The 13158-nt window shown below is 35.1% G+C and carries 8 protein-coding genes; all 8 read left to right on the top strand.

Going from position 1 to position 13158, the window contains the following annotated elements; genetic code table 11:
- Positions 1 to 64: 64 nt before the first annotated feature.
- The 8 genes from ABXT06_RS10840 to ABXT06_RS10805 all read left to right on the top strand — a co-directional run bounded on the left by ABXT06_RS10840 (position 65) and on the right by ABXT06_RS10805 (position 13141).
- A complete protein-coding gene (locus tag ABXT06_RS10840) occupies positions 65 to 3187 on the top strand; it encodes a SusC/RagA family TonB-linked outer membrane protein (RefSeq protein WP_354590780.1) in 3123 nt (1040 codons plus the stop codon).
- An 11-nt stretch (positions 3188 to 3198) separates the two neighbouring features.
- A complete protein-coding gene (locus tag ABXT06_RS10835; RefSeq protein ID WP_354590779.1) occupies positions 3199 to 4707 on the top strand; it encodes a RagB/SusD family nutrient uptake outer membrane protein in 1509 nt (502 codons plus the stop codon).
- Between the two features lie 66 nt (positions 4708 to 4773).
- Positions 4774 to 5610 carry a hypothetical protein gene (locus ABXT06_RS10830; protein ID WP_354590778.1) on the top strand — a complete coding sequence of 279 codons (837 nt, stop codon included), beginning with the start codon at positions 4774 to 4776 and terminating at the stop codon, positions 5608 to 5610.
- A 147-nt stretch (positions 5611 to 5757) separates the two neighbouring features.
- The gene (locus ABXT06_RS10825; protein WP_354590777.1) at positions 5758 to 7212 is read left to right on the top strand and encodes a glycoside hydrolase family 30 protein; all 1455 of its coding nucleotides are present in this window, start codon (positions 5758 to 5760) and stop codon (positions 7210 to 7212) included.
- Between the two features lie 91 nt (positions 7213 to 7303).
- On the top strand, positions 7304 to 8755 hold the full coding sequence (locus tag ABXT06_RS10820) for a glycoside hydrolase family 30 protein (protein WP_354590776.1): 1452 nt from the start codon (positions 7304 to 7306) through the stop codon (positions 8753 to 8755).
- Positions 8756 to 8784: 29 nt separating this feature from the next.
- On the top strand, positions 8785 to 10260 hold the full coding sequence (locus ABXT06_RS10815; RefSeq protein WP_354590775.1) for a glycoside hydrolase family 30 protein: 1476 nt from the start codon (positions 8785 to 8787) through the stop codon (positions 10258 to 10260).
- Between the two features lie 16 nt (positions 10261 to 10276).
- Complete coding sequence (locus tag ABXT06_RS10810; protein ID WP_354590774.1) at positions 10277 to 12019, top strand: cellulase family glycosylhydrolase; 1743 nt, start codon at positions 10277 to 10279, stop codon at positions 12017 to 12019.
- Positions 12020 to 12064: 45 nt separating this feature from the next.
- Positions 12065 to 13141 carry a glycoside hydrolase family 16 protein gene (locus ABXT06_RS10805; protein WP_354590773.1) on the top strand — a complete coding sequence of 359 codons (1077 nt, stop codon included), beginning with the start codon at positions 12065 to 12067 and terminating at the stop codon, positions 13139 to 13141.
- Positions 13142 to 13158: the final 17 nt, after the last annotated feature.

Here is a 13158-nt window from a genome sequence, read left to right as displayed (position 1 = left end):
AAGTAAAAATTTAGTTTTAGTATTGCATCAAATTACTAATTAATTAACCAAAATTTTTAGAAAAATGAAATTAACAAAACTACTTGTTTTTTGTATTTCATCTTTATTATTCTCGGTTATAGCTGTGGCTCAGGATGTCACAGTAAATGGAATAATAAATGATGAAAATGGATTGCCTGTTCCAGGCGCTACTGTTTTATTAAAAGGCACTACGAAATCGACAGCGTCAGATTTTGACGGAAAATTTCAAATGCAAGTGCCATCAAATGGAACATTAACAATTACATTCATTGGTTATAGTACAGTAACTGAAGCTGTAAATGGAAGAACAAAAATTTCAATTCAATTAAAACCTGAATCACAATCTTTAAATGAGGTTGTTGTTGTCGGATATGGTACTCAAAAGAAATCAGTTGTAACTGGAGCAATTTCTAGTGTAAAAGCATCAGATTTAGAAGATTTGCCAATAACAAGGGTTGAACAATCTCTTCAAGGTAGGGTTTCTGGGGTTACTATTGCTGCAAATGCGGGACAACCTGGATCTTCTTCTACAATACGAGTAAGGGGTATTACTTCTTTTGGAAATAACGAGCCTTTATGGGTTGTTGACGGTGTAATTGTGGACTCAGGAGGAATTGGATATTTGAATCAGTCAGATATTGCTTCTATGGAGGTTTTAAAAGATGCAGCCTCTCAGGCTATTTATGGTGCTAGAGCAGCAGCTGGGGTTATCCTTATCACAACTAAAAAAGGTAAATCTGGAAAAATGAGTGTAAACTATAATGGGTACACTGGATTTTCTGCTGCAGCAAGAAAACTTGATTTATTAAATGCTACGGAGTATGCTACCATTATGAATGAAAGGTATGCAAATGGCTATAATGATCTTTCAAAACCTTATGATTTGCCATATAAAAACATGTCTTCGTATGGAGTGGGAACAGATTGGCAAAAAACTATTTTTAACGATCATGCAGAAAGAACAGGTCATGAATTAAGTTTATCTGGAGGAAATGATGTATCAACTTTTTATGTATCTTTTGGATTGTTAGATCAAGAAGGTATTGTTGCTAGTCCTATCTCAAACTATAACAGAAAGAACATTCGTTTAAACTCAACGCACAAAATCGTAAAGGGATTAACTTTTGGTCAAACATTAGGATATTCTCATGAAAAGAATGCTGGAATTGGAAATACAAATAATGAGTATGGTGGACCATTAAGCTCTGCTATTAACTTAGATCCAATTACACCAGCTATCGTTACTGATCCAACTATGGCGGCGGCTTATCCATATAATCAAGACTATATTTTAAGAGATCCGAACGGAAATCCTTATGGAGTATCTCAAGTAGTAACTCAGGAAATGAGTAACCCCTTAGCATATATTCAGACAAGACTTGGTAATTATAGCTGGGCTGATAATTTTGTAGGGAATGCCTATTTAGAAGTTGAGCCAATTAAAGGTTTAAAAATTAGAAGTACATTAGGAGGTAAGTTGTCTTATTGGGGTTCAGAAACTTTTACACCAGTATTTTATTTTAACTCATCAACTATAAACCCTATTAATAGTTTATCAAGAAACACTAATAGAGGTTTTGGGTGGAATATTGAAAACACTGTTTCGTATACTAAACAAATTGATGATCATAACTTTACGGTATTAGCAGGACAAGGTGCATATGTTGATAATATTACATATGGATCTACAGTTACTTATAAAGACATCCCATACACCAATTTTGACGATGCAACTTGGCCAGATAAACACCCGCAAGACAATATTGAAGCTACTGCTTCTAATGGTTTTGCACATAAAGTAACATCGCTATTTGCTAGAGCGAATTACGATTATAAGGAAAAATATCTATTTACTGGTATAATACGTCGTGACGGTTCTTCTCGTTTTGGTCAAAATTACAAATACGGAACTTTCCCATCGTTTTCTTTAGGATGGGTACCAACAAAAGAAAATTTCTGGCCGGAAAATAAAGTGGTAACACAACTTAAATTTAGAGGAGGTTATGGTATTACAGGTAGTGATGCTATTGGAGATTTTAAATTCTTACCAACTATTGGTACAGGAAGAAACTATACTTTAGGAAACCAAGGTTCAGTAGTTGTAGGTAATAGCCCAAATGCACCTGCAAATCCAGATTTGAAATGGGAAGAAACAAGCCAGGCTAACGTTGCTTTTGATATCACATTCTTCAATGACTTATCTTTGACTACTGATTTTTATGTGAAAAAATCTTACGGTATTTTACAAGAAGTTGACTTGCCTGGTCATATCGGTAGTTATGGTAAACCTTCCGCAAACGTTGCTGATATGGAGAACAGAGGTATCGATTTTGAACTTTCTTATCGTAAAAAAATCGGGCAGGTTGGTTTCAGCATTAGTGGAAATATTTCTTACTTAGAAAATGAAGTGACTAATTTGGGTAAAGATATCCAGTTTATTTCAGGTGATGCTTCTTTCCAAAATATGGGACCTGTTACAAGAACACAAGTTGGACAAACTTATAACGCTTTCTACGGATTTAAAACACAAGGAATTTTTCAGAATCAAGCAGAAATTAATGCTTATACAAATGCTTCAGGAGGTTTGATCCAGCCAGCGGCAAGACCAGGAGATTTTAGATGGCAGGATCTTAATGGAGATGGAACGATTACTGACGATGATAAAACTTTCATCGGAAGCCCACTTCCAAAATATACTTACGGTTTCACAATCAATTTAGATTATAAAAACTTTGATTTGTTAATCTTTACTCAAGGAGCAATCGGAAATAAAATTTTCCAAGGTTTACGTCGTCTAGATATTAATGATGCTAATTTTCAAACTTCAGCTTTAGGGCGTTGGACAGGAGAAGGTTCTACAAATTCTTATCCAATTATTTCTTCAGTTGATACTAATAAAAACTTCTCAAACCCATCAGATTTTTATTTAGAAGATGGAGATTATTGGAGAATCAAAACCGTTCAAATCGGATATAATTTGCCAAGTGATGTTGTTGCAAAAGCAGGTCTTTCGAAAACAAGACTTTATTTGACTGGAGAAAATTTATTAACATTTACAAAATACTCTGGATATGATCCTGAGATTGGAGGAGGAGTTTTTGGTATTGATAAAGGATATTATCCACAAGCAAGAACTGTAATGGTAGGGGTTAATTTACAATTTTAAAATTAAGAATCATGAAAATTAAAAATATAAGATATTCATTCGTCGCAGTTGGATTGTTGCTACTTAGCTCTTCTTGTGGTGAAGACTTTTTAACAGTAGACCCAAAAGGGCTTCCGTTAGTAGATAATTATTATAAAGATGAATCAGAAGCATTTTCGGGTCTGGTTGCCGCTTACGATATAATGGGAAAACAATCTAAAGGTTTTGAAAATATGATCACGATGCTAAATGCTGGATCAGATGATTTTTATGCTGGAGGAGGAGGTCCTGGGGATGGTGCTGGGATACATGCTTTTGATAATTATAAACTGGACAAAATAAATATGCCAAGAAGTTTTTGGGGGGATTTTTTTCAGGGAATTGCGAGAGTAAACATTTTATTGCAAAAAATGGATGGTGTGGATATGTCTGATGCTAAAAAAATCCGTTTCACAGCAGAAGCAAAAGCACTACGTGGTTATTACTATTTTGAATTAGTGAGAACTTTTAGAAACTTGCCATTAATTCTAGTTCCAATTTCGCCAGCTGAAGGATATAAAAGTACTCAAGTTGATCCAGCAGAAATTTATGCACAAATTGAGAAAGATTTATTAGAGGCTAAAGCAGCTCTTCCAAATACAATTGATGTTGCATCAGAAGGTGGGCGTTTTTCTAAAGGTATGGTTCAGGCTTTACTAGGAAAAGTATATTTATATGAAGGTAAAAATTCTTTAGCTGCAGCTGAATTTGCAGAGGTAAATGGTACACCAGGCGGAACTAGTAAGTATGGTTACAAATTATTAGATAAATACTCTGATTTGTGGGTGATTAGTAACAAATTTAACTCAGAAGCCATTATCGAAATTATGCATACAGACAAAAGTAATGCAGACTGGGGATTCTGGGGAGGCGCAGCCGATGAAGGGAACTCTGTTAATATCATGGTTGGACCAAGAGGATTTGGTAGAACAGGAACTACTGTGCCAGATTATATTTCTGGATGGAGCTTTAATCCTGTAACGCCAAGTTTATACAATGCTTTAAAAGGAGATCCACGTTTTGATGCAACAATTGTTGATATGTTAGCCTTAAAAGCAGCAGGTACAGCAACTTATGCTCCAGGAGATCAGGATACTGGGTATTTCTTGAAGAAATTTATGCCTTTAAATTCAGATTCTTCTCAAGGAGGAGGAGCTCAAGCTTTAAATTATAAACAAGATACATATGCAATTCGTTTAGCTGATACTTATTTAATGGAAGCAGAAGCTTTAGGCGGAACAGGATCTAGAGCACAAGCTTTATTAGATGCAGTTAGAGCTAGAGTTGGATTGGCTTCTGTGCCAGTTTCTTTAGACGCTATCGCGAATGAAAGAAGATTAGAATTGGCAGGTGAGGGACATCGTTGGTTTGACTTAGTAAGAACTGGAAAAGCAGCAAGTGTTCTTGCTTCTAGCGGATTTACTGCTGGTAAAAATGAAGTTTGGCCAATTCCGCAAAAAGATTTAGAGAACACTGCACTAGTTCAAAATCCTAATTACTAACAGTTAATAAGATAACATATGAAAATAAATTTAAACAAAAAACAAAGATTTTTACTATTGTTTTTTATGGCTGCTGTACTAGGATTTACAAGCTGCCAGCCAGAGGATTCTTTTGTTAATAATGGATTAACGAATGAAAATCTTGATGCAACTTTTGATATTGTTCCTGTAGAAGGTAAGGTAAATACCTATAATTTGGTTGCAAAAACGAGTCAAGTTCTAAAATCAATTTGGAATACAGGTGATGGAGATTTTATTGGGCAAGGAGTACAGGAAGTTTCTTTTCCTGATGCTGGAACCTATACAATTACACAAACTGCCATTGGTACTGGTGGAAGTAAGGCTACCGCTTCCAAAGAGTTAGTAGTTGCAAAAACAGATCCTCTTAAGGGGAATTTAGTGCAAGGAGGTACTTTTACTACCGCTGAAGATCAAGCAAAATGGACTGTATTGAATCTTAGTGCTTCAGGAGCTGCTTTTTGGTCATTTGCAAATAACAGTGCAACAATTCATTCTCCTGGAGGATGGGCTCAAGAAGGAATTTATCAAGCAATTGATGTTATAAAAGATAAAGAATATACAATAGATATGTTTGTTAGTTCTCCTAGCGGTTCAGATGAAACATGGCTTGAGGTGTATGCAGGTACATCTGTTCCTCAATCTGGAGTAGAGTACAAAGACAACAAAGTTATGGGATTAAGTACTTGGGACGGCTGCGCAAAATCTAAATTTTCAGGAATGCTTTCTAAAGTAGGATGCGTTAAAAATGACAAAACAGGAACTGTTTCTAACGTAGTGAAATTCGCTGCATCAGGGAAAATATATCTATTAATTCGTTCAGGAGGAAACAAGTTTACGCCAGACGGTATCACTGTTTCTAAAGTTGAATTTAGAGGAAAATAAAAAGTTAAGTTAAGTTTAAGTTTAAGTTTGGTTGTAAATAGCCCATAATCATTATGAGTATGGGCTATTTTTTAAATCCTCAAAGGGTAGAACTCGATTTTTTGATTTCTTCTAAACTTCAAATAAAAATATAATAATTGGAAGCGAATGAAAAAAAATAGCCTAAAAATTTTATGCCTTTTGTTTGCTGCTGCAGCATTTGCACAACAGCCAAAAACAAAAAATGAGTTTACAACCAACGGCAAAAAAATAACCGTTTATACTACCGCAGAAAACTCAAAGTTACGATTGACCACAACAGATAATTTGACTTTTTCTGCCGCAAAACAACCCTTAGAAACAGAAACTTCTGTTTTTGTACAGCCAGCTAAAAAGTTTCAGACTTTTATGGGAATCGGAGGAGCTATTACAGATGCTAGTGCCGAAATATTTGCTAAACTTTCAAAAGAAAAACAAGCAGAATTTTTAGATGCTTACTACGATAAACAAAAAGGAATAGGCTATTCTTTGCTAAGAACAACAATTCAAAGTTCTGATTTTAGCAGTGGAAGCTATTCTTATATCGAAGAAGGAGACAAAGATCTGAAGACTTTTTCTATTGATCATGATAGACAATATCGTATTCCTTTAATCAAACAAGCTATCCAAAAAGCGGGTGGAAAGCTTACAACTTATGTAGCGCCTTGGTCACCAAATGCTTTTATGAAAAGCAACAAGAATGTATTAAAAGGAGGAACCTTGCTTCCAGAATATTATCAGACTTGGGCAAATTTTTATGTGAAGTTTATAAAAGCTTATGAAAAAGAAGGAATTCCGATTTGGGGAACTTCTACGCAAAATGAGCCAATGGCTGTTCAGACTTGGGAATCTTGTATTTATACAGCTGAAGCTGAAAGAGATTTTATCAAAAATTATCTTGGACCAACTTTGAAAAAAGAAAATCTTGGGTATAAAAAAATCATTGTTTGGGATCACAACCGTGATTTAATGAATTATCGTGCTAACGTAATTTACTCTGATCCAGAAGCATCAAAGTATGTTTGGGGAATGGGATTTCATTGGTATGAGACTTGGTCAGGCGGAGCACCAATGTTTGATAATGTCGGAAAAGTAAATGAAGCTTATCCAGATAAAAAACTTATGTTCACAGAAGGATGTATCGAAAAATTTGATGCATCAAAATATCAATTTTGGGGTAATGCAGAGCGTTACGGAATCAATATGATTCATGATTTTAATAACGGGACAGTTGCTTGGACAGACTGGAATATTCTTTTAGACCAGTTTGGAGGACCAAATCATGTTGGAAATTTCTGTTTTGCACCAATTCATGCAGATACAACAACAGGAGAATTAATCTACACGCCATCTTATTATTACATCGGACACTTTTCAAAGTTTATCCGTCTAAATGCTACTCGAGTAAGTACAGCAGTAAGCAAAAGCGCTTTATTGAGTACCTCTTTTTTAAATGCTGACGGAACCATGGCCACTATTGTTATGAACCAATCAGCAAACGACCTTACCTACAATTTGATTATTGGAGATAAAAAGGCAGAAGTGAAAATTCCGCCACACGCTATACAAACACTTGTTTATTAATATTTTGCAGTAAAGTAATGAAGAGGACTAATTTGAATCATCCATATTAGTCTTCTCTTGCTTTTAATTTTAAAACGATTATTTAAGCAGCATGAAAGTTACCTCTCAAATATTTTTATCAGCCTTTGTCTTAATGCAATTAAGCTGTTTTACCTCGAAAATAACAGCTCAGAAAAATAATAAAATAAAGGTTTATACTACCGCAGAAAATACCAGTTTGAAATTATCATTATCAAATGATTTAATTTTAAAAAACAACACTACAGAACAAAAAACAACAACAGTATCTATTACTGTAAATCCTGAAAAAACAGACCAAACCTTCCTCGGAATTGGAGGAGCAATTACAGATGCAAGTGCAGAAGTTTTTGCAAAATTATCGCCAAAAAAAAAGCAGGAATTCTTAACTGCTTATTACGATAAAAATAAAGGTATTGGATATTCTTTGGCAAGAACAAACATTCACAGCTGTGATTTCAGCAGTGACAGCTATACTTATATTTCCGAAGGAGACAAAGATTTAAAGACTTTTAATATTGACCACGATCGAAAATATAGAATTCCATTAATCAAAAAAGCAATTGAAACAGCCGGCGGGAAACTAACGTTATTTGTTAGCCCATGGAGTCCCCCAGCTTTCATGAAAGACAATAATGATATTTTGCACGGCGGCGTTTTATTGCCTGAATTTGCCCCAGCTTGGGCATTGTATTACACCAAATTCATAAAAGAATACGAAAAAGAAGGAATTCCAATCTGGGGTTTAACCGTTCAGAACGAACCAATGGCAAAACAAAGCTGGGAATCTTGCATCTATACGCCAGAAGCTGAAAGAGATTTTGTTAAAAATCATCTTGGCCCAACTTTAGAAAAAGAAGGATTAGGTTCTAAAAACGTGATTATTTGGGATCATAATCGTGGAGATATGTTAACCAAAAGAGCAAATCTTGTTTTCTCAGATCCTGAAGTTTCTAAATACGTATGGGGAATTGGATTTCACTGGTACGAAACATGGAACGGAGGCCCTCCTCAATTCGAGTCTGTAGCAAAAGTTCACGAAGCATTTCCAAACAAAAACCTGCTTTTTACAGAAGGCTGTATCGAAAAATTTGATGCTTCAAAATATCAGTTTTGGGGAAATGCAGAACGTTACGGAATCAACATGATTCATGATTTTAATAACGGAACAGTTGGTTGGACAGACTGGAACATTCTTTTAGATCAGAACGGAGGCCCTAATCATGTTGGCAATTTCTGTTTTGCCCCAATCCATGCCAATACGACAAAAGATGAATTAATTTATACTCCAATGTATTATTATATTGGTCATTTTTCGAAATTTATCAGACCAAACGCAAAAAGAGTGCTTGAAACCATAAGTGACAAATCTTTATTGAGTACTTCTTTTAAAAATTCTGACGGACAATTGATTACTGTAGTAATGAATCAATCTGAAAAAGAAATTGTTTATTCTTTAGAAAATCAAACAGAAAAAACGACAATTACTATTCCGGCACATGCTATACAGACTATTGTATACTAATTGTTGAACTAACTAAAAAACCACAAAAAATGAAATTTAATTTAAAGAATACCATAAAAGTGTTTTTCTTCATGGCAGCTGTATTGGCTCAGGTAAAATGCTCTTCTTCAAGTGATCCTGTAGAAAATCCGCCAGTTGTAAATCCACCAGTTGTAAATCCGCCTGTAGTAGTTACAAATGATGTTGATTTCTGGCTTACAAAAGGAAATCAGAGCGTTTTGTTGGCAAAACAATCCGGTATATTAGGATTTGGAACAACTGCAAATGCTTATGCCAATATTGAAGTTAATGCCGCGCAAAAATATCAAACAGTTGATGGTTTTGGATATACCTTGACAGGAGGAAGCGTAGATGTTATAAACCAATTAAATACTACAAAAAGAACTGCTCTTTTACAAGAATTATTCGGGAACGGAGAAAACTCAATTGGAGTAAGTTATATCAGAATCAGTATTGGAGCTTCAGATTTAAATGCGACGCCTTTTACTTATAATGATCTTGCGACTGGAGAAACAGATTTAAATCTTGATAAATTTAGTTTGGAGAAAGACAAAAATCTAATTGCCATGCTAAAAGAAATTTTGGCGATTAATCCTAAGATTTTAATCTTAGCAACGCCTTGGTCTGCGCCTATTTGGATGAAAGATGTTGCTAGTTTTAAAGGTGGAAAACTGAAAACAGAATATTATAATGTTTATGCCAAATATTTTGTAAAATACATTCAACAGATGAACGCTGAGGGAATTACAATCGATGCTATAACTCCTCAAAACGAACCTTTACATGACGGAAACAATCCAAGCATGTACATGTCAGCAGCAGATCAGGCAAGTTTTATAAAAAATAGTTTAGGGCCAGCATTTAAAACAGCAAATCTAAATGTAAAAATTATCGCTTACGATCACAATTGCGATAATCCAAATTATCCAAAAGCAATTTTGGCAGATGCAGATGCATTTCCTTTTGTAGATGGAGCGGCGTTTCATCTATATGCTGGAGATATTAGCGCACTAACTAATGTATTCAATTCTTATCCGACCAAAAACGTATATTTTACCGAACAATGGACTTCTTCTGAAGGTAGCTTTGAAGGCGATTTAAAATGGCATCTTCGAAATGTAATTATCGGATCAATGAGAAACTACAGTAAAAATGCATTAGAGTGGAATGTGGCAAATAATGCAAATTTTGGGCCTCATACAGATGGAGGCTGTACAATGTGTAAAGGTGCAATAACCATAACTTCTAGTGATAGTTTTCAGCGCAATGTGGCCTATTATATTATCGCTCATGCCTCAAAATTTGTTCCGATGGGATCAATTAGAATTGAAAGTAATTCTGGAGGGAGCTTGCAAAATGTTGCTTTTATCACACCTTCAGGTTCTAAAGTTTTGATTGTTGAAAATGATGGTTCTGCTACAGAAACGTTCAATATTAAATTTAATGGGAAATGGGCAACAACTTCGCTAGAAGCGGGATCAGTTGGAACTTATACTTGGAAATAATTTAGAGCCATTCGATATGAAAAAAATATTTTTAACAGTACAGCTTCTACTTTCGATAGCTTCTTTTGGGCAAGGTTTCTTGCATAGAGACAGACAAAAAATTGTTGATGGTAATGGAAAAAATGTTCTTTTAAGGGGTTTAGGTCTTGGCGGATGGATGGTACAGGAAGGTTACATGTTGAAGACACAGCCATTTGCTAGTCCGCAATATCAAATTCAACAAAAAATACAAGATGTAATCGGCGAAGAAGCAACAAAGGAATTCTATGCCGCTTATAAAGCAAACGGAATAACAAAGCGAGATATAGATTCTTTGGCAAAATGGGGATTCAATTCGATTCGTCTTCCAATGCATTACAATCTTTATACACCACCCATCGAGCAAGAAAAAAATGGTGAAATCACTTGGATAGAAGAGGGTTTTACCATGACCGATAATTTACTGAAATGGTGTGCAGAAAATAAAATATATCTCATTTTAGACTTGCACGCTGCACCAGGCGGACAAGGAAATGATGCCGCAATTTCAGATTTTGATACAACAAAACCTGCACTTTGGCAAAACGAGGCTAATCAGAAAAAAATGATTGCGTTGTGGAAAAAATTGGCTTCTCGTTACCGAGACAATCCTTGGATTGGAGCTTATGATATTATCAACGAGCCAAACTGGAATTTTACAGGATCAAATAAAAATGGCTGCGACGAAAACTCAAATGTTCCTCTGCGAGATTTAATGGTTGCAGTTACAAAAGTCATTCGCGAAGTCGATACCAACCATTTAATTTTTATTGAAGGAAACTGCTGGGGAAATAACTACAACGGAATTTTTCCTCTTTGGGATGACAATCTAGCATTAAGTTTTCATAAATATTGGAATTATACCGACAAAGCTTCAATCGAACAGATGTTAGGATACAGAGAGAAATACGATGTGCCAATCTGGATGGGCGAAAGCGGAGAAAACTCTAATGTTTGGTTTAAAGATGCTTTGACATTAGTCGAAACAAACAACATTGGATGGGCATTTTGGCCAATGAAAAAAATCGACAACATTGCTGGAGTAACTTCTGTTACTAAAATTCCAGAATATGATGTTCTGTTGAAATATTGGAAAGACGGCGGACAGAAACCATCACCAGAATTTGCAAAAAAGACCTTGATGAAAATGGCCGACAATTACAAAATGGAAAACGTAACCGTTAAGCCAGATGTAATAGACGCGATGTTCAGACAAGTGCAGACAGATGATACAAAACCATACAAGAAGAACGCAGTTCCTGGTAAAATTGCGGCAACGCATTACGATTTAGGAACTAACGGAAAAGCCTATTCAGACACAGGTTTTGTAAATTATAGATCGGTAACTGGAAAAGACGAACAATGGAATCTTGGTGACAGCATGAGAAATGATGGAGTTGATATTTTGCCATGTACAGATAAAGATTCAAACGGTTATCAAGTTTCATTTATCGAAGATGGAGAATGGATTCAGTACACGCTTGATGCAAAAGAAGGAACTTACAATGTTGCGATTCGTTATTCGAGCGAAAAAGCAGAAGGAAAATTGTATTTAGAAATTGAAGGAATAAAATCAGTGGCAATTTCACTTCCAGCAACAAAAGGAATCGATAGATGGCAGACGGTTACATTGTCTAATCTTACATTGAAATCAGGTCCAAATAAAGTAAAAGCTGTATTTGAAAAAGGAGGTTTTAATCTGAACTATTTTGACTTTGTTATGAAAAAAACAAAGAAATAATATTTATATTCAATTTATTAACTAAACCATTTAAATAATAAAAAGATGAAAATAATTAATCTCGCAAATAGAGTTGGAGTATTTACTTTAGTCCTATTGTTTGCATTTCAATCTTGCAGCAGTAATAACGATTCAGCTGGAGATTCTCAAGCAAGCACCGTACCGGCAAATCTTTCTATTCAGATTGATGTTGTGGGAAAAACGGCAGAAAATCCAAATGGGGACGGAAGCGGAAAAGTAAAATTAACAATCAAAGCCACAAATGCACAATCGTATAAAGTGTTGATAAATAATGAACTTAAAGAAATAACAACTGGAGATTTAAGTTATGAGTTTACAACATCAGGAACTGTCAATTACCCTATTGTTGTTTCCGCATATAATGGAACAAAATTTATAAGCACTTCGACATCTGTAAATGTTTTTGTAGCTAGAGAATTAATCTGGTCAGACGAATTTAATACAGATGGAGCTCCAGATTCTTCAAAATGGGGTTACGATTTAGGAACTGGAAACGGTTTTGGGAATAACGAATTACAATATTATACAAACCGCTCTGAAAATGTAAAAATCGAAGGAGGTCTTTTGAAAATCACAGCAATCAAAGAAGCTTACCAAGGAAGCCAATATACTTCGACAAGGATGCTAACGAGAGGTAAATTTTCTTTTAAATATGGAAGAGCAGAAGTTCGTGCAAAATTACCTGTAGGAGGCGGTACTTGGCCGGCTTTCTGGCTCTTGGGAGATAATATAGACACAGTTGGTTGGCCGTCATGTGGAGAAATAGACATTTTGGAATCAGTTGGGAACAATCCAAATGTGATTCATTCTTCATTGCATTCTCCAGGACGTTCAGGAAATACACCAGATACAAAAACAACTACAGCTCCAAATTCGACAACCGAGTTTCATATCTATGCTGCCGAATGGGATGCAGAAAACATCAAATTCTATGTAGACGATAATTTGTTTTATACCTACAAAAACTCAAGTACAACTCCATTTAATGCCAAATTCTTTGTGATTATAAATTTAGCAATGGGAGGAAATTTTGGAGGGACTGTAGATCCAAATTTCAAAAGCGCTACTTACGAAATTGATTACGTAAGAGTATACAATTAACATAACTTTTAAATAGA

This window comes from Flavobacterium sp. UW10123, assembly GCF_040538975.1.
Taxonomy (GTDB): domain Bacteria; phylum Bacteroidota; class Bacteroidia; order Flavobacteriales; family Flavobacteriaceae; genus Flavobacterium.
The sequence above is the reverse complement of the archived record's forward strand: the minus strand, read 5'-3'. Positions and strand labels throughout refer to the sequence as shown.

Bases quoted from the DNA above. Each gene is read 5' to 3' on its own strand.
- ABXT06_RS10840 (WP_354590780.1), top strand. From the start codon at position 65: ATGAAATTAACAAAACTACTTGTTTTTTGTATTTCATCTTTATTATTC.
- ABXT06_RS10835 (WP_354590779.1), top strand. From the start codon at position 3,199: ATGAAAATTAAAAATATAAGATATTCATTCGTCGCAGTTGGATTGTTG.
- ABXT06_RS10830 (WP_354590778.1), top strand. From the start codon at position 4,774: ATGGCTGCTGTACTAGGATTTACAAGCTGCCAGCCAGAGGATTCTTTT.
- ABXT06_RS10825 (WP_354590777.1), top strand. From the start codon at position 5,758: ATGAAAAAAAATAGCCTAAAAATTTTATGCCTTTTGTTTGCTGCTGCA.
- ABXT06_RS10820 (WP_354590776.1), top strand. From the start codon at position 7,304: ATGAAAGTTACCTCTCAAATATTTTTATCAGCCTTTGTCTTAATGCAA.
- ABXT06_RS10815 (WP_354590775.1), top strand. From the start codon at position 8,785: ATGAAATTTAATTTAAAGAATACCATAAAAGTGTTTTTCTTCATGGCA.
- ABXT06_RS10810 (WP_354590774.1), top strand. From the start codon at position 10,277: ATGAAAAAAATATTTTTAACAGTACAGCTTCTACTTTCGATAGCTTCT.
- ABXT06_RS10805 (WP_354590773.1), top strand. From the start codon at position 12,065: ATGAAAATAATTAATCTCGCAAATAGAGTTGGAGTATTTACTTTAGTC.